The following is a 22097-nucleotide window of genomic DNA, read 5'->3' as shown; positions in this document are numbered from 1 at the left end:
ATCAGCCGCGCGCGGCCTCCCAACGGGCCTTGAGGTCGGCGGTGCCGGTCTCGGTCAGCGAACCGTAGACGTGCAGACGCGACATGCCGCCGTCGGGGAAGACGTCGGTGCGCACGTGGGTGACGGTCGCCGGGGCGTCCAGCACGAAGCGGTGCGGGCTGTCGGGCTCGAGGGCGGTGCGGCCCACGATCTCGAACCACTCGTCCGGCTTGTCGGAGTGGGCGTCACGGCCCAGGATGGTGATCCATCCGGCGGAGTTGCCCTTGAGGTAGGCGGTGTCGACCTCGATCGCGCGGACGCTCGCCTGCGCGGTCAGACGGAAGACCACCCAGTCGTTGCCGTTGTCACGGCGACGGCGGTTCTCCCAGCCGTCGTCCATCTTGTGGGAACGGCCCGGGGTGATGATGTTCTCCGGTGGGGAGAAGAAACGGTCCGAGGCGTCCTCGACGACACCGCCGTTGAGCAGGGCCGCGACGTCGAAGGAGCCCTGGGCGGACAGCCAGGTCGGGTCGGCGACCTGCTCGCCGTACACGCGCAGACGGGCGATGCCGCCGTCCGGGTACTGCTTGAGGCGCAGGTGCGTCCAGCGACGGGTCGAGGAGATCTCGAAGGCGTTGGCGGCGTGGCCGTACGCGGGGGTACGGGGGACCAGCTCGGTCCACTCGGCGGCCAGCAGCTCCTCGGTCGTGGGGGTGCCCTCGACGTGGGTCGCCTCGAGGGAGACCTCGGTGGGCTGGTTGCCGCGGAAGTGGGCGGTGTCGATGTTCACGCCGCGGATCACGCCGGGCAGGGCCAGGCGGATGAGCGCCCAGTCGTGGTCCTCGGAGGTCGGGTGCGGCTGCTCGGCGCTGACACCGCGGCGACGGCGGGTCTCCCAGCCGTCCATGACCTTGCCCTTGTGGCCGAAGGCGTGCGGGTCGAACTTGCCGGGCTCGGGCTTGAGGAGGTTCTCGCGGTGGGCGAAGAACTCGTCGTTGGCCGCGACGACGCTGCCGCCCAGACGCCGGTCGGCGAGGTCGACCAGGCCCGAGAAGTCGAGCTTGGTGTCCTTGTAGTCGGCGTAGGGGTCACCGCCCTGGTAGGGCTGGGCGTTGTAGGCACGAGGATCGAAGGGCTGGGCCCCGCTCATGGTTCTCCTGTCGTATCGATGGGTGGGACTTTTCTAGATTGTCAGGAGAAACCGGTTAATTCCAGCGAAAGTTTATGATCATTACGTTCACCTGGACTGAACATTCGCGGCTCGCAGGGTCGACGCGGTCTCGGCCAGGGCCCGAAGCGTCGCCTCGATCTGTGGTCGCTGCCCCGCCCCGGCCCGCACGGCCCAGACCACGTGACGGCGCGGCTGGTCGATCTGGGGGGTGCGCAGGGCCACCTCCGGTGTGTCGGCCGCCGCGGCCAGGCGGGGGATGAGGGCCACGCCCAGCCCGGCGGCGACCATGTCGAGGATGGCCCGCCAGTCCGAGGCCACGTGCCCCTGTTCCGGAACGAAACCGGCCTGCGCGCAGGCGGCGATGGTGATGTCCCGCCACGGCCCCGACGCCCCGTAGATCCACGGTTCGTCGGCCAGGTCGCGCAGACCCAACGCCGGGGCCGAGGCCAGCCGGTGCTGGACGGGCAACGCCACGTCCAGGGGGTCGGCGAGAAGCTCGCCGCGCTCGTAGCGTCCATCCTGGTCACTGGGGGCCTGGGCGGCCAGCGACAGACCGATGTCGATCTCACCCGCGGCCAACAGTTCGTACACCTCGGCGGCGTCGGCCTGGTGCACCCGGGTGCGCAGATCCGGGCGGGTACGCCGCAGGATCTTCAGGGTCGGGACCACCAGGGTCGGGATGGCGGTGGCGAAGGCCCCGATCCGGACCCGTCCGGCCTCGCCCCGCACGAACCCGTCGAGTTCGGCCTCGGCCCGCTCCAACTGTGCCAGGACCACGTCGGTGTGGCGCAGCAGCACGTGGGCGGCGTCGGTCAGCCGGACCCGCCGACCGTGCGCCTCCAGCAGGGCCACGCCCACCTGTTGGGACAGGGAGGAGAGCTGCTGGGAGACGGCGGAGGGGGTCATGGACAGGGCCTCGGCGGTGGCCCGGACGGTGCCGAGCTCCTGGAGGGTGCGGAGCACACGGAGTTTGCGCAGATCCCAGTCGGTCATCTTCACAGACATACCATTCACCTCCGCTTAACGGATTCGGTGGCGTGCTCGAAACGGTTCCGAGAACGAAGGGCGGGCGCACGGTCACCGTGCGCCCGCCATGAGAGGGGGAGGCCCCGAAGGTCCGGGCGGGTTCGCCGCCCGGACGTTCTCGGTCTACCGGCCGGGGGTCCGGTCGGCCTCGGGGCGGTCGGAGTCGCTGCTCCGGTAGGTGGCTCCGGCTTGATCGGTGTACTTGGCCTCACCGGGGCCGGCGGTACCGATGTCGGCCTGGTCGATGTCGGCGGGCGTACCGGAGGCCGGTCGACCGATCACGTTGAAGCAGATGTTCAACAGGATCGACACGATCGCGGCACCGATGATGCCCGAGTGGGCGATGAGCTCGACCGACTCGGGCAGGAAGGCGTAGAAGGTCGGGTAGGCCAGCGGGATGATGGCCACACCGATCGAGGACGCCACCAGGATCAGGTTGAGGTTGTTGGTGAAGTCCACCTTGGCCAGCGTCTTCACACCGCTGGAGGCGACGCTGCCGAACAGCACCAGACCGGCACCGCCCAGCACGGGGGTCGGGATGGCGGCCATCACGCCACCGAGCACGGGGAACATGCCCAGGGCGAGAAGGATGGCGGCGCCGGTGGCGACCACGTAGCGGCTGCGGATACCGGTCAGGGCCAGCAGACCGATGTTCTGGGCGAAGGAGCTGGTCGGGGTGGCGCTGAAGATCGGACCGATGATCGAACCGCTCACGTCGGCGCGCAGACCGGCCGAGATGCGCTTGGCGTCGATCTTGGTGCCGGTGATCTCACCGACCGCGATGATGTGGGAGGCGCCCTCGGTGAGCACCACCAGCATGATGATGCACATGGTGATGATCGCGGTGACCTGGAACTGCGGGGCACCGAAGTAGAACACCGAGGCCGGGTTGAACACGATGTCGGCCTCGCCGACACGGCTGAAGTCGGCCATTCCCAGCGGGATCGAGACGAGGGTGCCGACGAGCAGACCGAGAAGGATCGACAGACGACCCCAGATGCCCGGGAAGAGCCGAGAACCGATGAGGATGACGGCGAGGGTCAGGCCGGCCAGACCCAGGTTGGCCATCGGAGCGGCGTCGACCTGCTCACCGTTGAACGTGGTGGTCGACCCGTCCATGATCCAGCGGGCGGCCACCGGCATCAGGCTGATGCCGATCACGGTGATGATCGTTCCGGTGACGATCGGGGGGAAGAAGCGGATGAGCTGACCGAAGAAGGGGGTCAGGATGAGCCCGAAGACACCGGCGGCCATCGAGGCGCCGAAGGCGATGGGCAGGTTCTCACCGCCCTGACCGGCGGCCAGGGCGGTGATGGCGCTGACGGGGACGAAGGAGGTGCCGACCACGATCGGCAGCTGCGCGCCGAGTCGGCGGTGTCCCACGGTCTGGAGAAGAGTGGCGATACCCGCCACGAGAAGCGCACCGCTGACGAGGATTCCCATGGCGGCGGGGTCGTTCGCGAGCCCAGCGGCGGCGCCTACTACGAGTGCCGGTGCCACCGCACCGGCGTACATGGTGAGAATGTGCTGGAGTCCGTAGACGAGCAGAAGCCGCGCGGGCAGCTTCTCGTCCTCGGGGCGAGCGGGGGTCGTGGCGGTTGTTGTGGCCGAGTCCTTCGCGGACGGACTGTTCGACATGGCCAGTTTCCAGCCTTTGCGATCGGCGGTCAGGGGATGACCTGGGTTCGGATTCGGGGGATCCGTTGATGTCGCGCCGACCTCGGTACACCCGATTCAAGAAGTACGACGGAGGTCGGTGGGGCCCATGAAGACGGGCAGGCGAGGAGAACCTCGGATATTGATCCCGGGCGGGACACGCGTGTCGCACGAGGAGGGACAGGCCTCGGTCGTGGAGGTGTACTCCGGTTCGGGAGCCGGGGCCCGGCCGCACGCGCGGGCCCCGGAGTAGGAAGGTGTGGAACGGGTGTCGGCCCGTTCCACGGGGGACGTTCGGTCCTCGGTCCCGCGCGGCGGGGTCCGGGAGGGAACGTGCCCTGAACGGGTCCTTTAGAGGAAGCCCGGGACGGTCTTCCAGGCGTCGCCGGCCTCGGGGGCGTCGTCACGCTGGACGACGGCCTCGATCTTGCCGTAGGGCCGGTCGGCGGCGAAGAAGACCTCGTTCGGGTTGTCCAGGTCGAACGAGGACAGGTCCACGAGGAAGTGGTGCTTGTTGGGCATGGAGAAGCGGATCTCCGCGATCTCCGGGTGGGCCTCCAGGACGGCCTTGCCCATCGCGTACAGCGTCTGCTGGAGGGCGAGGCTGTGGGTCTCGGCGAAGGCCTCGAGGCACAGCGCGCGCACGGAGGCGTAGGTCTTGTCGAAGTCGTGGTCGGTGCCGACGTAGCGCCAGCGGGCGGCGACGTCGGTGGCCAGGATCCGGTCGGTGGTCTCCTGAAGAGTCGTGTACCGGGTCTTGGGGAAGCCGTGGAACTCCGAGCCGGTGGACTTGAGGACGGTCAGGCCCTCGAATCCGGAGACCACCCACTCCTTGTCACCGTCCTTGTTGACGATGGTGTTGCGGGTCTCGGCGCCGTTGCGGGAGAACGCGTGGTCGTGCGGGCCGCTGGAGGTGTCGATCCGGTCCCAGGAGTACTCCTCGATCTCCTGGCGGGCGCCGTGCACGTAGTCGTGCTCGTCCACGAAGTGGCGGGCCAGACGCAGGGCGAAGTCCTCGATCGCGCCGACGCCGCCCCACTCGCGGGCCTTGGCGTAGACGGTGTTCTTCTGGGTGTCGGTCGGCAGACACGTGCCGTTGTCACCGATGGTGTGGACTTCCTCCAGGTCCCCGCGGAGCTGGGAGGTGACGTTGACGTCCTTGATCCGGTGGACGTCGGTGTCGCGGTTGATGTGGACGAGACGGACCTCGGCCTTGCCGTACTGGTTGTCTCCGAGCTTGATGCCCATCAGGGTGAACTCCATCCATGTGGATTCTTTTCATCGCTTGCGCCGCCATGTGCCTCGGCCTGCGCAGTGTGCGTATGAGGGAGGACCGCTGTGGTCATGCGGAAGGACCTGTCACGCACTCGAAGATGTGGGGGGACTGGGGTCGGGTGTTCTGCCTGGATCTCCTCCTTGGTCCGGATGTCGCTTTCACCGGGGCGGGAGGACGCCGGTCACGGGGTGAGCCAGGTCCCGTGGGGCGTCCGTACCGCTAGGAGCCCCGGTAGGTCGAGTAGGCGAACGGGCTCAGGAGGAGCGGCACGTGGTAGTGCGAGTCCTCGTCGGCGAGGTCGAACACGATGGTGACCTCGGGGTAGAACCCCTTCTGTCCGGTCGCGGTGAAGTAGGCCTCGGTGTCGAACACGACCCGGTAGTACCCGGCCTGAAGCCGCTCGGGTCCGAAGTCGGGGACACGGCCGTCATCGTTGGTGCGGCCCTCGGCGACCGGCTTCCACGAGGTGCGCTCGCGGTCGGCGGCGGCCTCCAGGCGGACGGGGACGTCGCGGGCGGGGCTGCCCAGCGCGGCGTCGAGGACGTGTGTGGTCACGTGGCTCATGCTGCCTCCAGGAGTTTGACCAGGCGCAGCCCGGCGATCTTGCGCAGTTCCTCGCCGACGACGGAGAGTTCGGTCTCGGTGTCGTTGTCCAGACGGGCGACCAGGTCGGCGAGGAGTTCGCGGCCGGTCCGTCCGCTCGCGCAGACGAGGTAGATCTGGCCGAAGCGGCCTTCGTACTCGCCCTGGGCGAAGGTGAAGATCCGCTGGACACGAGCGGAGGCGTCGTCGGTGTCGGCCGCGAACGCGGACTGTTCACCGCGCGACCACGCGGACTCGGTGTCCTCGCCCTCGGCCTTCTCCCCGATGCGGGGGTGGCGGGCCAGGGCGGTGGCGGCCTCTTCGGAGGTGATCGCTCGGGCGTGCCCGTCGGCACTGGCGAGCAGGGTCTCCCTGTCGGCGAAGGGCGCTTCGGAGGCGAGCGCCTCCACCCAGCGGTCCACGTTGAGGCACTGCGCGAGTTCGGTGCGCAGCTCCTCCTTGGACAGCCGGTTCAGGCGGGCCAGTCCCGGGTCGGGGACGGCCGCCCCCGACGCGTCCGGGGTGGTCTCGGGCATGTGTACTCCCGTGGCTCCGTGCATTTCGTAGAGCAGATTGCGGATTCCGTATTACGGATTGGGGGGACTCTAGTTCATGCCAGTGTGACCTTGTCAACACTCGCAAGGGGCATCCTGCGAAAAACTCCGAAATCTGTGACCTCGGCGCAAGAAGTAGTGAAGTTCACGTCGGCTTCCGAGGCTGGTGGTGCGCTTGGGGCACATGAGGTCACACTCCGTTCAAAGTGAGCGGACCGGAGTGGTTGACAAGGGGCGGTGGCTCAGCGCACACTCGGATCATTCCTTAAAGCGAAATCTGATTTCCGCAATGTGGAAGTAGCTGCTGGAGGCAACGCATGAGCCACACACTCGGGTACACGGTGAACTGCTCCCTGCTGTTCACCGAGCTCCCCGTCAACGAGCGCCCCCAGGCCGCACGGGACGCGGGCTTCCACGCCGTCGAGTTCTGGTGGCCCTTCGAGAGCGCCACGCCCGCTCAGGCCGAGGTCGACGCCTTCGTCGGTGCCATCGAGAAGGCGGACGTCCGACTCACCGGCCTGAACTTCTTCGCCGGCCGGCTCCCGGGTCCGGACCGCGGCGTGCTCTCCCACCCCGACCGCGCCGCCGAGTTCCGCGCCAACATCGACGTGGTCGTCGGTATCGCCGAGCGCACCGGGACCACCGGCTTCAACGCCCTCTACGGCCTGCGGCAGGAGGGCGTCGACCCGGCCGAGCAGGACCGGATCGCCCTGGAGAACACCCTCGCCGCGGCCGAAGGCGTCGCCAAGGTCGGCGGCACCGTCCTCATCGAGCCGATCAGCGGCTCCGAGGACTACCCCTTCAAGACCGCCGAGGAAGGGCTCGCCTTCGTCGCCAAGGCCAAGGAGGCCGGCGCCGCGAACGTCGCGCTCCTCGCCGACTTCTTCCACCTGGCCGTCAACGGCGACGACGTCGCCGCCGTGGTCCGTGAGCACGCCGCGTCCTTCGGTCACATCCAGATCGCCGACGCCCCCGGCCGCGGCGAGCCCGGCACCGGCGACCTCGCCATCGACGAGCTGCTGAGCGCCTCCCAGGCCGGCGGCTACCAGGGCCTGGTGGGCCTGGAGTACAAGCCCACCGTCCCCACCACCGAGAGCTTCGGCTGGCTGCGCTGACGCGCGGCCCGGCCGCCCGACCGCCTCGGGTGCACTGCGAAGATCCGGTGTACCCGAGGCTTCCAAGCCACACAGAGTCCGGTGCGAGACACGCCACCGGGCGTACCGACAGACAGACAAGGACTCCGCCATGTCCGCGAAGAAGATCGCCTTCATCGGCCTCGGCATCATGGGTCTGCCCATGGCCGTCAACCTCGTCCGCGCCGGTCACACCGTCACCGGCTTCAACCGCAGCCCCCAGCGTGTCGACTCCCTGGTCGCCGAGGGCGGTCTGCGCGGTGGCAGCATCGCCGAGGCCGTGGCCGACGCCGAGGTCGTCATCACGATGGTCCCGGACTCCCCGGACGTCGAGGCCGTGCTGGCCGGTGAGGGCGGCGTCTTCGAGAACGCCAAGCCCGGCACGCTCGTCATCGACATGAGCACGATCCGCCCGGACGTCGCCCGTTCCGTCGCCGGCATCGGCGCCGAGCGCGGCTTCCGTGTCCTGGACGCCCCGGTCAGCGGCGGCGAGGCCGGTGCCATCGAGGCCAAGCTCTCGATCATGGTCGGCGGTTCCCAGGAGGACTTCGACGCGGCCCGTCCGGTCTTCGACGTCCTGGGCACCACCCCCGTCCTGGTCGGCCCCAGCGGCTCCGGTCAGACGGTCAAGGCCGCCAACCAGCTCATCGTGGCCGGCAACATCCAGCTCCTCGCCGAGGCCCTGGTGTTCCTGGAGGCCCACGGTGTGGACACCGAGTCCGGCCTGGAGGTCCTCGGCGGCGGTCTCGCCGGCAGCACCGTCCTCCAGCGCAAGGGCAAGGGGATGCGCGAGCGCAACTTCACCCCGGGCTTCCGGATCGCCCTGCACGACAAGGACATGCGCATCGTCACCGACTCCGCCCACGCCGCCGGCGTAGCGGTGCCGCTCGGTGCCCAGGTCGCCCAGAACGTCGCCGCGCTCAAGAACCAGGGGCACGGCGGCCTCGACCACTCGGCGCTCCTCAAGATCGTCGAGCAGCTCTCCGGCCGCGGCGAGTAGTCACCGCGACCGCACACCGTATGACCGGGGCGTCGTCTCGCCCCCGGGTGTTGGCCCACCCGGGAGGCCGGCGAACACGCCGCCCCACCCCTGGCACCTGTTTCCCCGGGCCGGGGGCGACCGATCGAACACGGTCGTCCCCGGCGCACCGGACACCCCAGCACTGAAGGGTTCGCACCCATGGCGAAAATGCCCGCGATGAACGCGGTCGTGGAGGTCCTCAAGGACGAAGGCGTCGACACCGCCTTCGGCTGCCCCGGCGCGGCGATCCTGCCGCTCTACAAGGCGATGGAGGACGTCGGCGGCATCGAGCACCTGACCGTCCGCCACGAAGAGGGCGCCACCCACATGGCCGACGGTTGGTCGCGCACCACCGGCAAGGTCGGTGTGGCGATCGGTACCTCCGGTCCCGCCGGCACCAACATGATCACCGGTCTGTACACCGCCATCGCGGACTCGGTCCCGATCGTGTGCATCACCGGTCAGCAGCGCACCGACCTGCTCGACAAGGAGGGCTTCCAGGCGGTCGACATCGTCGAGATCGCCAAGCCCGTCACCAAGTGGGCCGTCCAGATCAAGGAGGCCGCGACCGCTCCGTGGATCTTCCGCGAGGCCTTCCGGATCGCCCAGGAGGGTCGTCCCGGCCCCGTCCTGATCGACATTCCGCTGGACGTCGCCCAGCAGGTCATCGAGTACGACCCCGAGCTGGACGCCGCGCTCAAGATCAACACGGTCGAGCCGCACCTGCCCCGCGTCGAGAAGGCCCTCGACCTGCTGCTGGAGGCCGAGCGTCCGCTCATCCTCGCCGGCGGCGGCGTGATCCTGGCCGAGGCCTCCGACGAGCTGCGCGAGCTCGCCGACTACCTCCAGGTGCCCGTCCAGGTCACCCTCATGGGCAAGGGTTCCTTCGACGAGGACTCCCCGCTGTACTCCGGTATGACCGGTGTCCAGACCTCCCAGCGCTACGGCAACGCCTCCTTCCTGGAGTCGGACCTGGTCCTGGCCGTGGGCGCGCGCTTCGCCGACCGCCACACCGGCCAGATCGACGTCTACCGCGGTGAGCGCAAGTTCATCCACGTCGACATCGAGGCCACCCAGATCGGCCGTGTCTTCGAGCCGGACCTGGGCGTGGTCTCCGACGCCAAGCTGTTCCTCCAGGAACTGCTGAACGCCGCCAAGCGCCGGAACGCCAAGGCTCGGGTCGAGTCGTGGATCTCCCGCGTCGGAGAGCTCAAGACCACCCTGACCCGTCGTGAGGACTTCGACAGCGTCCCGGTCAAGGCGCCGCGCGTCTACAAGGAGATCAACGAGGTCTTCGACGAGGACACCTACTTCGTCACCGCGATCGGCCTCTACCAGATCTGGGGCGGCCAGCACCAGAAGGCCTACAAGCCGCGCCACTACCAGATCTGTGGTCAGGCCGGCCCGCTCGGCTGGGAGATCCCCGCCGCCATCGGTGTCAAGAAGGCGCTCAAGAACACCGACCCCGACGCCGAGGTCGTGGGCATCGTCGGCGACTACGGATTCCAGTACATGGTCGAGGAACTGGCCGTCGCCGCCCAGTACGACGTTCCCTACGTCATCATCATGCTCAACAACGAGTACCTGGGCCTGATCCGTCAGGCGTCGATCCCGTTCGACATGAACTACCAGGTGGACATCCACTACGACGAGTACGGCACCGACAACGTCAAGCTCATGGAGGCCTACGGCTGCTCCGGGCGTCGCGTCTGGGAGCCCTCCGAGATCCGGGACAGCCTGGAGTGGGCCCGCAAGGAGGCCAAGGCCACCTCTCGTCCGGTGTTGGTCGAGATCATGATCGAGCGCGAGGCCAACACGCCGCACGGCCCGGCCATCGACGCGGTCAAGGAGTTCGAGCCGCTGCCGGAGGCCTGATCCCGATCCACTGAACCACCATGGGGCTGGACCTGCACCCCGGCCCCATGGTCCGGCCTCCTCCGAGACCGGCAGGAGGAGGCCCCAGAGGGGCGACGGTGTTCTTCGCTGGCACACCGTCGCCCCTCCGTCATGCCCCGGGCCTCTGAGACAGAGGGGTCAGCCGCAGTAGGCGGCCTCTTCGCCGATGATCCGGTAGGGGCAGTCGGCGTAGTCGAGAAGTCGGAGCACGGCCTCCTCGTTGCGGGCCGTCTCGCGTTCGATCACCGACGAGGGCGGATAGAAGCCGCCGTCGGAGAGGCTCTTCGGGTACATCTCGTAGGTGAAGTTGACGATGTTCTGGTCGGCCCACAGCCAGTCGTTGATGGATCCGTCCGTGACGTACAGATCACTGGACTGTTGGGGCGTGTACCCGTTGGCCTCGGCCATGTACTCGCCCAGGGCCCGGTGGGTGTCGTACTCCTCCCGTGTCATCCCGTCGGTGACCTCGTCGTAGGTGTATCCGAACGGCCACAGGATGAGTTCGCTGAAGGTGTGGAAGTCGATGGCCGTGGTGATCTGCTGTTCGCCGTCGACCACACGGCCGCGCACGAAGTCGGCGACGGCCCGGACCTCGGGGGCCGACTCGGCCTCGGGGCCCCGGTAGGTGATGCTGTCGGGGTTGTCGGAGGCGCCGCCGCAGCAGCCCCAGTTGTAGGCCCAGTTGCGGTTCAGGTCGGTACCGACCGACGAGGAGCCCTCATTGGGCTGGCGGTTCTTGCGCCAGTCCCGCCAGGTGTCCCCGGCCATGTCGTACTCACTGCCGTCCGGGTTGACGTTGGGCAGGATCCAGATCTCTCGTCCGTCGACCAGCTCGGTGATCCGCGGATCCTCGCCGTAGCCCTCGGTGAACAGGCGCATCAGGTGGATCGCCATCTCCACGGTCAGATGCTCCCGCGCGTGCTGGGAGTGGGTGAACAGGACCTCGGGCAGGTCCTGGTCGGTGGAGACGTCGCCGCTGATCTTGATCGCGACCAGGTCCTGGCCCTCGTAGGAGCTGCCGTACACCTCCTGGGCGGCGATGTCGGGGTTGTTCTCGACCACCTCGTCGATGATCTCCAACAGTTCCGGATAGGTGGTGTACCCCGGGTCGGGGGAGGCGTAGGTCTCCGGGAGGGACAGGGGTTCGGCGGTGTAGCCGAGCGCGTCGAGTTCGGCGATCTCGCTCGACGAGCCGGTGATCAGGACGGAGTCGTCTCCGACGTGGTCGATCGCCACGCCGGTATCGGCGATCTCGGTGCGTTCCTGCGCGGTGGCGACCCCGTCGATCTCGTAGAGACCGTAGGCGGGTTCGGCGTTCGCGCTTCCCGTGACCAGGCCGCCCAGGAGCAGGGCGCCGACGGAGACGGGGACGAGGGTTCTTCGAAGGGGTGTGGGGGTCGGGATCTTCACGTCGCCTCCATGAGCGGGGTGTGAGGCTTCGAACACGTGGCGGTATTGGAGATCGTCCCGAGGTGGGATGTCAACACGGGCGGGGGGTGTGGGGGATCGTCCTGTTTAGGGTTCTCCGCACGTGAAGCCCGCTTTCCGGAGGAGCGTGCGGATACGCTCCGTGTCCACATGCGGCCATACGGTATCGGGTCTCTCGGGGGATCCCGTGCGCGGACACGACGAGCGCCCCGGATCGTGTGATCTCGGGGCGCGGGTTCGTATGGCTGAGGATGTCCGTCGGCGGTACCGGCCCTGCGTCGGCACGGCTTACGTGTCTTGATCGGCGTGAGCGAGCGGGCCCGGGTGTTGGCCGCACCCTGGGTCCCGCCGACGGACTCCGTATGACCCCCCTAGCACTGAAGGGTTCCCCCCAAGGGTAACCCTTCGAGGGCTATATCTTGAAGTCGAGTTACCCATGTCGGCAGATCGGTTTAAATCGTCACGAGACGGTGGAAACGTCCCAGGTCATGGCCGCATGATCTCACTATGTGAGCGTCGAGTATCGAATTCTCGTGGACGTCTGCTAGCGTGACGATCGTTATGCTGCGCGTGCTGCTCCTCCTTAGTGGCCGCGGCGGGGATCGTTAGACGGTCGGCCCCCTCGCCGCGGGACTTCGGCTTGCCGTGTCGACCACGTCATCACGTGCCACACTCTCTCCGAGGAGCAACACCGTTATGGTGCCGCAGCAGAAGTCCAGCCCCATGCCGTTCCAGCGCTACCAGGCCTTCACGCCGGTGGACCTGCCGGACCGCACCTGGCCCTCCAAGACGATCACCAAGGCCCCCCGCTGGCTGTCCACCGACCTGCGCGACGGCAACCAGGCGCTGATCGAGCCGATGGACCCGGCCCGCAAGCGCGAGATGTTCGAGCTGCTGGTCGGGATGGGCTACAAGGAGATCGAGGTCGGCTTCCCCGCCGCGAGCCAGACCGACTTCGACTTCGTCCGGTCCCTGATCGAAGAGGACCTGATCCCCGACGACGTCCAGATCTCCGTCCTGACCCAGGCCCGCGAGGACCTGATCGAGCGCACCGTGCAGAGTCTGGTCGGCGCCAAGCGCTCCACCGTCCACCTGTACAACGCCACCGCGCCCACCTTCCGCCGCGTGGTCTTCAAGGTCGACCGTGAGGCCTGCAAGAACATCGCCGTCGAGGGCACCCGGCACGTCGTGCGCTTCGCCGAGCGGTATCTGGGCGAGACCGAGTACTTCGGCTACGAGTACTCGCCGGAGATCTTCATCGACACCGAGCTGGACTTCGCCCTGGAGGTCTGCGAGGCCGTCATGGACGTGTGGCGGCCCGGCCCCGGTCGCGAGATCATCCTGAACCTGCCGGCGACCGTCGAGCGCGCCACCCCCAACGTCTACGCCGACCAGATCGAGTGGATGAGCCGCAACCTGTCCCGGCGCGAGCACGTGGTCCTGTCCGTGCACCCGCACAACGACCGCGGCACCGGGGTGGCCTCCGCCGAACTGGCGGTCATGGCCGGCGCCGACCGGGTCGAGGGCTGCCTGTTCGGGCACGGCGAGCGCACCGGCAACGTCTGCCTGGTCACCCTGGGCCTGAACCTGTTCAGCCAGGGCGTGGACCCCGAGATCGACTTCTCCGACATCGACGAGATCCGTCGCACGGTCGAGCACTGCACCCAGCTGCCGGTCGCCCCGCGCCACCCCTACGGCGGCGACCTGGTCTACACGGCCTTCTCCGGCTCTCACCAGGACGCCATCAAGAAGGGCTTCGACGACCTGAACGCCCGCGCGGCCGAGGCCGGTACCCCGGTCGAGGCCTACCCGTGGGACGTGCCCTACCTGCCGATCGACCCCAAGGACGTAGGCCGCAACTACGAGGCGGTCATCCGGGTCAACAGCCAGTCCGGCAAGGGCGGCGTCTCCTACATCATGCAGCGGGACCACTCCCTGGACCTGCCGCGCCGTCTGCAGATCGAGTTCTCCCAGGTCATCCAGCAGTTCACCGACGCCGAGGGCGGCGAGTTCCCGGCCGACCGCATCTGGGAGATCTTCTCCAAGACCTACCTGTCCGAGACCGGCCCGGTGTCGGTGCTGGCGCACCGCTCCAGCACCGCGGAGGACGGCACCTACCGGATCGAGGCCGACACCCGCGTCAACGGCGAGGTGCGAGAGCTGTCCGGTACCGGCAACGGTCCCATCTCCGCCTTCGCCGACGCCCTGACCGAGGTGGACGTCAAGGTCCGGGTCATCGACTACATCGAGCACTCCATGGGCGAGGACGGCAACGCCCGCGCCGCCGCCTACGTGGAGGCCGAGATCGACGGTCGCGTGGTGTGGGGCGTGGGCATCCACAGCAGCATCACCACGGCCTCCCTGCGCGCCATGTGCAGCGCCATCGGCCGCGCCTGATCCGAGACGAGGGCGGGCCCGGGACCGACACGGTCCCGGGCCCGCCCTCGTGCGTTCGGAAGGCCCGCGGGCTACTCGTAGCCGAACTTCTGGGTCCAGGCGTTGGACGCCTCGCCGACACCGATGGCGGTCAGATCGCAGTTGAGGATGTTGGCGCGGTGGCCGGGGCTGTTCATCCAGGCCTCCATCACCTGCTCCGCGCTGCTCTGGCCCTTGGCGACGTTCTCCGCGCCCCAGGAGGAGTAGCCGTGACGTCGGGCCCGATCGCCGGGCCCCTCTCCGTCGGGGTTGTCGTGCGCCATGTAGTCGCGGGCGGCCATGTCCTCGCTGTGCTCCTGGGCGGCGGCGGTGAGCCGGCCGTCCACGTGCACCGGGTCGCAGCCCTGGGCGGCGCGTTCCTCGTTGACCAGGTTCACCACGGCGCTGGCCCGGGGGCCGGACGAGGTCGGGGTCTCGTCTCCGTTCCCACCTCCACCGTTCGTGCCGCCTCCGTCGTCGCCTCCGCCGTCCTCGTCGGAGTTCGGACGGTCGGAGCTCTCAGCGGTGTCCTCGGGGGAGTAGGAGGCGGTGGCCTGGTCGCTCCGCGGGCCGCTGTCGCCGCCGGGGCCGTCGCGCTCGGGCGAGGCGGTGGGCTCGACGAAGAAGTCGTCGTCCTCTTCGGCGCCGGGGACCATGGAGTCGTCGGCGACCCCCTCACCGGACGCCCCGAGGGTGGGCGAACCGTCGGCGGGGCCGGTCTCGTCCCCGACCCCGTGCAGGATCAACGCCCCGGCCAGGGTCAGACCGATGGGTACCGCCGCCACACCCGCCACCAAGGGCAGGGCGCGGCCTCTCCGGCGTCGTTCCGGGTGGCCCTCACGAGAAGCCGCCTCCTGTTCACGAGGGCTCTTCCTGCGTCTGCCTCGGCGACCTCGCGCCATATCGCTGCACCTTCCGTGCCGGGATGGGGAATCGTGCGGGCACCCCTGCGGGGTGGTCGGGACGGAGGGCCCGACGGGGTTGGCGCCGACCGGGGAGTGTCCCTCCCCGGGAGGACTCCTCCCGTGCCCACGGCCACGTGTGGCTTCGGTGACCGGGAGTCCGAGGGGGTCTTCCGCGGTTCATGGGCCGCGTACGCCGCGGGGGAAGGGCGGCGTGCCCTGGTCGTCGGACTCCTAGCGCGTGAGAGTAGAGCAAATGTAGGGAAAAGGGAATCCAAAACGTAATAAAGCTGATCAGAGTGGCGGGAGTCGTCGGAGAGGTCGGGACATCCGCGACAATGGAAGGGTGAGCCTCTACCGTGACGAGGGTGTCGTCCTGCGCAACCAGAAGCTGGGCGAGGCCGACCGCATCATCACCCTCCTGACCCGACGCACCGGCCTGGTGCGCGCCGTCGGCAAGGGGGTGCGCCGGACCAGATCGCGCTTCGGCGCCCGCCTGGAGCCGTGTACCCACGTCGACGTCCAGTTGCACACCGGGCGCACCCTCGACGTCATCACCCAGGCCGAGACCGTGCGTTCCTACGGGGCCGCCGTGGTCCACGACTACTCCCGTTACACGGCCGCCACCGCGATGCTGGAGACCGCGGAGAAGGTCGTCGCGGTGGAGAAGGACCCGGCGCTGCGCCAGTTCCTCCTGCTCATCGGAGCCCTGCGTACGCTGGGCGAGGGCGTGCACGACTCCAGGCTGATCCTGGACGCCTACCTGCTGCGGACCCTGGCCGTGGCCGGGTACGCTCCGGCCCTGGTCGAGTGCGCCCGGTGTGGAAGCCCTGGGGAGCACCGTGCCTTCGCGGTGCACGCCGGCGGTATGGTCTGCTCGGTGTGCCGTCCCCACGGCTCCGTGTACCCCTCACCCGACACGATCCGCCTGATGGCGGCCCTGCTGGGCGGAGACTGGGACAGCGCGGACGCCAGCGAGGGCGGGCATCGCTCCGAGTGCAGCGGGATGGTCGCCGCCTACCTGCAATGGCACCTGGAGAACGGAATCCGATCACTGCGGCATGTGGAGCGTTCTTGAGTCTGTTCAACTTCGACAACGGCAGGCGGAGTCGACAGGAGTACACGGCTCCCGTCCCGCACCCCGACGGCGCGCGTCCCCCGGCGTTGCCGGCCGAGCTGGTGCCCCGACACGTCGCCGTGGTCATGGACGGCAACGGCCGATGGGCCAAGGAACGCGGTCTACCGCGCACCGAGGGCCACAAGGCGGGGGAGTCCTCCCTCTTCGACGTCATCGAGGGCGCTCTGGAGATGGGGATCCCCCACCTGTCCGCCTACGCCTTCTCCACGGAGAACTGGAAGCGATCCCCCGACGAGGTGCGCTTCCTCCTCGGTTTCAACCGTGACGTCATCCGCCGCAGGCGCGACGAGCTGCACGCCCGCGGTGTGCGCGTCACCTGGTCCGGCCGCCCGGGGATGCTCTGGAAGAGCGTCATCAAGGAGCTGGAGGACGCCGAGGAGCTGACCAAGGACAACACGGCGCTCACCCTCCAGTTCTGCGTGAACTACGGAGGCCAGGCCGAGATCGTCGACGCCGCCCGCGAGTTGGCCCGTCAGGCCGCCGAGGGGCTCATCTCTCCGGAGAAGATCAACGAGGACCTCCTCGCCCGCCACCTCTACTCTCCCGAGGTCCCCCCGGTCGACCTGTTCGTGCGCTCCTCGGGGGAGCAGCGGCTGTCCAACTTCCTCCTGTGGCAGTCCGCCTACGCCGAGTTCGTCTTCCTGGAGACGCTCTGGCCCGACTTCGACCGCCGCGACCTGTGGCGGGCCTGTGAGATCTACGCGAGCCGGGACCGTCGTTACGGCGGTGCCGTGCCCAACCCGGTCGAGGGGGAGAAGAAGTGACGGTAGAGGAAGAGGGGCTCCTCCGGCGGGGGATGTCGTTCGTCGCGGTGGGGGACAGCTTCACCGAGGGTGTGGGCGACCCCTATCCGGACGGCTCCGGGATCTTCCGGGGCTGGGCCGACCGGGTGGCCGGGCATCTGGCCGACCACGTGGGCGGGATCCGCTACGCCAACCTGGCCGTGCGCGGCAAGCTCATCCGGCAGATCGTCACCGACCAGCTCCCGCCGGCGTTGGAGATGACACCCGACCTGGTCACCCTGTGCGCGGGCGGCAACGACCTGCTGCGCCCCGGGGGAGACCCCGAACGTCTGGCGCGCGTGCTGGAGCACACCGTGGCCCGGCTGCGGGCCGGCGGCGCCCGGGTCGTCCTCTTCACCGGGGTGAACGTCTCCACCGGCTATATGCGCGGTGCCATCGGGCTGTTCGCCCGCTACTACATGAACGTGCGCGCGATCGCCGACGCCCACGACTGTCTTCTGGTCGACCAGTGGTCCATGGACGTGCTCACCGACCCGCGCGCCTGGGACGACGATCGGCTGCACATGTCCCCGGAGGGACACCGTCGGTTGGCGCTGAGGGTGGCCGAGGTGCTGGGTGTGCCCACCGAGGAGCGCTGGGACGAGCCCTGGCCGACGGCGGAGACGGTCGGCTGGACCGACGCGCGCCGTGAGGACCTGCGCTGGGTGAAGGACTCCCTGGGGCCGTGGATCGGGCGCAGGCTGACCGGACGTTCCTCCGGTGACACGGTGACCGCCAAGCGGCCCGAGCTCACGCCGTTCGGGGGAGAGGGAGACGGTCCGCTCGGCTGAGGGACGGGGGTCGCTCCACGCGGCCCCCGCCGTACCGTTCGTGGTGTGAGCTCCACCCCAAAACGTGACGAACCAAGAACCTACTGTCGCGTAACCCGGGGGTCGGGTTGCATCATCGAGGACTATGAGCGGTGTGCCGACCGGAAGCTCCGGTGACCTCGAGAACAAGGACATCCTGTCCTACGTCGCCCTCGGAGACAGTTTCACCGAGGGTATGAGCGACCCCTACCCGGACAGTGACAGCGTCCCCAACGGTCGTTATCGCGGTTGGGCCGATCGCGTGGCCGAACACCTCGCCGACCACGTGTCCGAGGTGCGTTACGCCAACCTCGCCGTCCGGGGGCGTCTGATCGCCCAGATCCGTGACGAGCAGGTGCCGCGCGCGGTCGAGATGTCCCCCGACCTGATCACGCTCTGCGCGGGCGGCAACGACATCATCCGCCCCGGCAGCGACCCGGACAAGGTCGTCGAGATCTTCGAGTCGATGATCGCCGAGCTCCGTTCGACCGGCGCCCGCGTGGTCATCTTCACCGGCTTCGACACCAACTGGCAGCCGGTGATGCGTCACCTGCGCGGCAAGATCGCCACGTACAACATGCACATGCGTTCGGTCGCCGACCGGTACGGCTGCGACGTCGTCGACGTGTGGAGCATGCGGATCCTCGACGATCAGCGGGCCTGGAACTGGGACCGGCTGCACCTGTCCTCGGAGGGGCACCGTCGGCTGGCCCTGCGCGTGTGCGAGGTCCTGGACCTGCCGGTCGACGACGACTGGAACCGCCCCTGGCCGCCGCCGGAGCCTCGGGGCTGGCGCAGCGCCCGACAGGAGGACCTGCACTGGGCCCGTGAGTTCCTGGTGCCGTGGATCGGTCGTCGGTTGACCGGTCGTTCCTCCGGTGACGGTGTGAGTCCCAAGCGTCCGGAACTCCAGCGCTGCGAGCGGTACCGCCCGGGCGACTGAGTCCACGTTCGCGAGACGGCCGTCGGGCCCCGCTCCGTGTCCTTTCGAGGGACCGGGGCGGGGCCCGACGTCGTGCGTGCGACCACCCGGTCATGGGCTCGCGCACGCGCGAGGGGCCTCAGGGGCGCGCGGCGGAGCCGAACACCGGGTAGTGGTCCGAGTAGTCGTCGTAGGTGTAGTCGCGACCCCAGGAACGGACCGTCCACGGTTCGCTCTTCACCGCCCGGGTCTCGTTGAGGTAGGTCTCGGGGGAGGCCTGGTTGCGGATCGGCAGGACGTGGTCCAGCTGCTGGGGCTCGTGGCCGGAGTGGTCGTGGCCGGCGATGGAGTTGGTGGAGGGGTCCCAGGAGATGGTGTCGTCGACGGGGGCGGGCTCCACCGCGTCGAGCCGGTCGAGGGCGTCGCTCCACTCCTCGGTTCCGCCCACGATGTTCAGGTCGCCCGCGACGTAGATCGGCTCGTCCTCGGGGATCCCCCGCAGTACGGACACGATCTGGTCCAGCTGCCCGGCCCGGATCCGTCGGTCCTCGCCGCTTCGGCAGGCGCCGTCCTCGGCCTGCATGTGGGTGCCCACCACGTGCAGGGGCCCGTCGGGGGTGTCGAGCTCGACGTAGGCGAAACCCTTGTTGGAGAACCAGTCGGCCCCGCAGGCGCGGGAGAAGATGTGCTGCTCGGCGCGGACGATCGGCCAGACGCTGTGCACGCTCACCCCGCCGTTGGTGACGGTCTCGCCGCGGAATCCGGTGGTGTCGTCCCAGCCCGTCTTGGAACGGCCCACGACGGGGGTCGAGTACGGGTAGTCCTCGGAGAGGCCCTCGCGCAGGCGCTCGGCGCTGGAGTTCTCGAAGAGCTCCTGGAGGACCACCACGTCCTGGCCGTCGAGGACCCCGTCGGCCGGGATCAGGTCGGCGCGGATGTCCTGGCCCCAGTTCGGGTAGAGGGCCTTGGGCATGAGGAACGTGTTGTAGGTGGTGATGCGGGGGGCCTGACGTTCCGTCTCGGAGGAGGCGGCGGCCGGGGTCGTGGGCAGGAGCGGGGTGATGAGCAGCGCTGTCAGAAGCGCGGCCGCGGTTCGTCTGTACACGGGGCTCCAGCCTGGTCCGGCCGTGACACGAGGGGGTTACCGGTAAGTAACCTCTGGGTGGAGACCGTATGCACGCCCGGGGCCCGCGCACATGGTGTGCGCGGGCCCCGGGGAGAAGCGTTCTATCGTTCGTGGACGTCTCAGGCCGAGCAGCGGGCGCAGGTCCCGAAGACCTCCACGGTGTGGGTCACCTCGGTGAAGCCGTGCTGGGCGCCGATCTCGGCGGCCCAGCGCTCCACGGCGGGACCCTCGATCTCCACCGCGGTGGAGCACACCCGGCACACCAGGTGATGGTGGTGGTCCTCGGTGTCGCAGGCCCGGTAGACGGCCTCGCCCTCGTCGGTGCGCAGGACGTCGACCTCGCCCGAGTCGCTCATGGCCTGGAGGGCCCGGTAGACGGTGGTCAGGCCGATCTTGGAGCCGTCGGCCCGAAGATCCGCGTACAGGTCCTGGGCGCTACGGAAACCGGAGGACTCGGTCAGCGCCCGGCGGACCGCCTCACGTCGTGTGGTCATGGTGTCACCCTCCCCCGATCGGTCTGGGGCATCGTATCCGTCGGTCCTCCCGTGCCCTGGGGCAGGGGTGGGACTCCTCGGCGCGCGGTCGCCCTGCGCAGCAGGCCTCCGACCACGACCGCCACGCAGTAGACCGCCAGGGCCAGCAGCACGATCGTGGCACCCGGAGCCAGGTCCGAGTAGAAGGCCGTGGTCAGCCCGCCCAGTGACGACAGCAGGCCGATCAGCACGGCCAGCCCGACGGTCACCCGGAAGCTGCGACTCAGTTGCTGGGCCGCGGCGACGGGGACGATCATCAGAGCGCTCACCATCAGCACGCCCACCACGCGCATGGCGATCACCACGGTCAACGCGGCGGTCACCGCCAGCAGGATGCTGAGGAAACGCACCGGAAGCCCGTGGGCCCGCGCCACCTCCTCATCCTGACACAGGACGAACAGTTCGCGACCGAACACGGCCAGGACCGTCAGGACCCCGACGGCCAGCGCCCCCACGATCCAGATGTCCTGTTCGCCGACGGTGCTCACCGAGCCGAAGAGGAACGACGTGAGGGTGGCGTTGCTGGCTCCGGGGGTCAGACCGATCAGCAGGACACCGCCCGCGATGCCTCCGTAGAACAGCAGGGCCAGCGCCACGTCGCCGCTGGTGCGCGTGCGGACCCGCACCAACTCCATGAGGACGGCTCCGAGGGTCGCCACGACGGCGGCGGTCAGCACGGGGGAGGTACTGGTGAGCAACCCCAGGGCCACCCCGGTCAGCGCCACGTGGCCGATGCCGTCGCCCAACAGGGCCAGCCGTCGTTGGACCAGGAAGGTACCGATCACCGGGGTGACCAGACCCACCAGCACCGCGGCGATCAGCGCACGCCGCATGAACTCGTACTGGAGCAGTTCGATCACGGTCGGGCACCTCGCGTCGGGATGATCTCCGGGTGGGCGTCGGGATCGTTGGGGTCGGGATGGGGGTGCTGGTGTTCGTGGCCCGGCCGGGCGCACGCGCCGGTGGCCTTGGGCGGGGCCCCGTCATGGACCACCCGGCCGTGTTCGAGCACCACGGCGCGGTCGATGACCTCCTCCAGCGGGCCCAGTTCGTGCAGGACCAGGACCACGGTGCTGCCCTGGTCGCGCAGTCGGGAGATGGCCTCGGCCAACGCGCGCTGATTGTCGGCGTCCACCCCCGCCATCGGCTCGTCCATGACGAAGGTGTCGGGGCGCCCCGCCAGCGCTCGGGCGATGAGTACCCGTTGCTGCTGGCCGCCGGAGAGCTCGCGGACGGAGTCGCCGGCCCGGTCGCCCAGGTCGACCGCGGCCAGGGCCTCGTCGACCGCCACCCGGTCGGCCCGGGTGGGCAGGGACAGACGGCGTCGGCGCGCGACCTGGCCGGAGGCGACGATCTCGCGGACGGTGGCCGGGACCGCGCCGCCCGCGGTCAGCCGCTGGGGCACGTAGCCGATGCGCCGCCAGTCCCGGAAGCGTTTCAAGGGGGTCCCGTGGACGCGGATCTCACCGGAGGTGAGGGGGACGATGCCGAGCATGGCCCGCATCAGGGTCGACTTCCCGGATCCGTTGGGGCCCAGGACCGCGAGGGTCCGGCCCACGGGTATCTCGACATCGACGCCGTCGAGGACGGGAACGCCGTCGTAGGCGGCGTGGGCGTCGATGATCTGGAAGGCGGCGGGGGCGTCGGGAGAGGTACTCCTCGCCCCATCGAACTGGGCTGACACTCACACATTATGACGAAAGTGAAAATGATTGTCAAAACTCATCGGATCGCCCGGACGCCCCCTC

The 22097-nt window shown here is 69.0% G+C and carries 20 protein-coding genes; 8 read left to right on the top strand and 12 right to left on the bottom strand.

Annotated features, from left to right (window positions below):
- Position 1: 1 nt before the first annotated feature.
- From alc to U9J66_RS07530, 6 genes are all read right to left on the bottom strand, one after another.
- Complete coding sequence (gene alc, locus U9J66_RS07555; RefSeq protein WP_017534182.1) at positions 2–1129, bottom strand: allantoicase; 1128 nt, start codon at positions 1127–1129, stop codon at positions 2–4.
- 87 nt (positions 1130–1216) lie between these two features.
- The gene (locus tag U9J66_RS07550; RefSeq protein WP_026124939.1) at positions 1217–2143 is read right to left on the bottom strand and encodes a LysR family transcriptional regulator; all 927 of its coding nucleotides are present in this window, start codon (positions 2141–2143) and stop codon (positions 1217–1219) included.
- A gap of 156 nt (positions 2144–2299) precedes the next feature.
- Complete coding sequence (locus U9J66_RS07545; protein ID WP_014909479.1) at positions 2300–3814, bottom strand: nucleobase:cation symporter-2 family protein; 1515 nt, start codon at positions 3812–3814, stop codon at positions 2300–2302.
- Positions 3815–4183: 369 nt separating this feature from the next.
- Complete coding sequence (pucL, locus tag U9J66_RS07540; protein ID WP_026124938.1) at positions 4184–5080, bottom strand: factor-independent urate hydroxylase; 897 nt, start codon at positions 5078–5080, stop codon at positions 4184–4186.
- A gap of 247 nt (positions 5081–5327) precedes the next feature.
- On the bottom strand, positions 5328–5672 hold the full coding sequence (uraH, locus tag U9J66_RS07535; protein WP_017534178.1) for a hydroxyisourate hydrolase: 345 nt from the start codon (positions 5670–5672) through the stop codon (positions 5328–5330).
- The gene (locus tag U9J66_RS07530; RefSeq protein WP_014911918.1) at positions 5669–6226 is read right to left on the bottom strand and encodes a 2-oxo-4-hydroxy-4-carboxy-5-ureidoimidazoline decarboxylase; all 558 of its coding nucleotides are present in this window, start codon (positions 6224–6226) and stop codon (positions 5669–5671) included. Before U9J66_RS07530 ends, uraH begins: the two co-directional genes overlap by 4 nt.
- Before the next feature lie 335 nt (positions 6227–6561).
- Between U9J66_RS07530 and U9J66_RS07525 the strand changes: the two genes are divergently transcribed.
- From U9J66_RS07525 to gcl, 3 genes are all read left to right on the top strand, one after another.
- The gene (locus U9J66_RS07525) at positions 6562–7359 is read left to right on the top strand and encodes a hydroxypyruvate isomerase family protein (RefSeq protein WP_014908684.1); all 798 of its coding nucleotides are present in this window, start codon (positions 6562–6564) and stop codon (positions 7357–7359) included.
- A gap of 34 nt (positions 7360–7393) precedes the next feature.
- The gene (locus U9J66_RS07520; RefSeq protein WP_326337421.1) at positions 7394–8377 is read left to right on the top strand and encodes a 2-hydroxy-3-oxopropionate reductase; all 984 of its coding nucleotides are present in this window, start codon (positions 7394–7396) and stop codon (positions 8375–8377) included.
- A gap of 180 nt (positions 8378–8557) precedes the next feature.
- Entirely contained in the window at positions 8558–10273 is a 1716-nt protein-coding gene (gene gcl, locus U9J66_RS07515) for a glyoxylate carboligase (RefSeq protein ID WP_017534177.1), read from the top strand.
- A 159-nt stretch (positions 10274–10432) separates the two neighbouring features.
- Here gcl and U9J66_RS07510 read toward each other — a convergent pair whose 3' ends face one another.
- Positions 10433–11704 (bottom strand): M14 family metallopeptidase, encoded by a 1272-nt coding sequence (locus U9J66_RS07510; protein ID WP_326337360.1) that lies wholly within the window; start codon positions 11702–11704, stop codon positions 10433–10435.
- A 714-nt stretch (positions 11705–12418) separates the two neighbouring features.
- Between U9J66_RS07510 and leuA the strand changes: the two genes are divergently transcribed.
- On the top strand, positions 12419–14119 hold the full coding sequence (gene leuA / locus U9J66_RS07505) for a 2-isopropylmalate synthase (protein ID WP_014912652.1): 1701 nt from the start codon (positions 12419–12421) through the stop codon (positions 14117–14119).
- 71 nt (positions 14120–14190) lie between these two features.
- Here leuA and U9J66_RS07500 read toward each other — a convergent pair whose 3' ends face one another.
- Positions 14191–15039, bottom strand: coding sequence for a CAP domain-containing protein (locus tag U9J66_RS07500; protein ID WP_326337359.1), 849 nt, complete (start codon positions 15037–15039; stop codon positions 14191–14193).
- Between the two features lie 346 nt (positions 15040–15385).
- Between U9J66_RS07500 and recO the strand changes: the two genes are divergently transcribed.
- The 4 genes from recO (at position 15386) to U9J66_RS07480 (ending at position 18711) form a co-directional block, all read left to right on the top strand.
- Positions 15386–16117, top strand: coding sequence for a DNA repair protein RecO (recO, locus tag U9J66_RS07495; protein WP_014909173.1), 732 nt, complete (start codon positions 15386–15388; stop codon positions 16115–16117).
- Positions 16114–16941 carry an isoprenyl transferase gene (locus U9J66_RS07490; RefSeq protein WP_017534175.1) on the top strand — a complete coding sequence of 276 codons (828 nt, stop codon included), beginning with the start codon at positions 16114–16116 and terminating at the stop codon, positions 16939–16941. The genes recO and U9J66_RS07490 overlap by 4 nt, the downstream gene beginning before the upstream one ends.
- A gap of 32 nt (positions 16942–16973) precedes the next feature.
- Positions 16974–17750, top strand: coding sequence for an SGNH/GDSL hydrolase family protein (locus tag U9J66_RS07485; RefSeq protein ID WP_326337420.1), 777 nt, complete (start codon positions 16974–16976; stop codon positions 17748–17750).
- 124 nt (positions 17751–17874) lie between these two features.
- Positions 17875–18711: an SGNH/GDSL hydrolase family protein gene (locus tag U9J66_RS07480; protein ID WP_051018306.1), complete on the top strand. Its 837-nt coding sequence runs from the start codon at positions 17875–17877 to the stop codon at positions 18709–18711.
- Positions 18712–18829: 118 nt separating this feature from the next.
- Here U9J66_RS07480 and sph read toward each other — a convergent pair whose 3' ends face one another.
- From sph to U9J66_RS07460, 4 genes are all read right to left on the bottom strand, one after another.
- Positions 18830–19795, bottom strand: a complete 966-nt coding sequence (gene sph, locus U9J66_RS07475) for a sphingomyelin phosphodiesterase (RefSeq protein ID WP_326337358.1) — start codon at positions 19793–19795, stop codon at positions 18830–18832.
- Between the two features lie 140 nt (positions 19796–19935).
- Positions 19936–20310, bottom strand: a complete 375-nt coding sequence (locus tag U9J66_RS07470) for a Fur family transcriptional regulator (protein ID WP_017534172.1) — start codon at positions 20308–20310, stop codon at positions 19936–19938.
- Positions 20307–21209 (bottom strand): metal ABC transporter permease, encoded by a 903-nt coding sequence (locus tag U9J66_RS07465; RefSeq protein ID WP_014912274.1) that lies wholly within the window; start codon positions 21207–21209, stop codon positions 20307–20309. The genes U9J66_RS07470 and U9J66_RS07465 overlap by 4 nt, the downstream gene beginning before the upstream one ends.
- Positions 21206–22033 carry a metal ABC transporter ATP-binding protein gene (locus U9J66_RS07460; protein WP_017534171.1) on the bottom strand — a complete coding sequence of 276 codons (828 nt, stop codon included), beginning with the start codon at positions 22031–22033 and terminating at the stop codon, positions 21206–21208. Before U9J66_RS07460 ends, U9J66_RS07465 begins: the two co-directional genes overlap by 4 nt.
- Positions 22034–22097: the final 64 nt, after the last annotated feature.

Origin of the sequence: Nocardiopsis sp. LDBS1602, from assembly GCF_035818715.1 — a bacterium.
GTDB lineage: Bacteria > Actinomycetota > Actinomycetes > Streptosporangiales > Streptosporangiaceae > Nocardiopsis > Nocardiopsis alba.
Note: the sequence above shows the minus strand (reverse complement) of the source record. Positions and strands in the feature narration are given on the sequence as shown.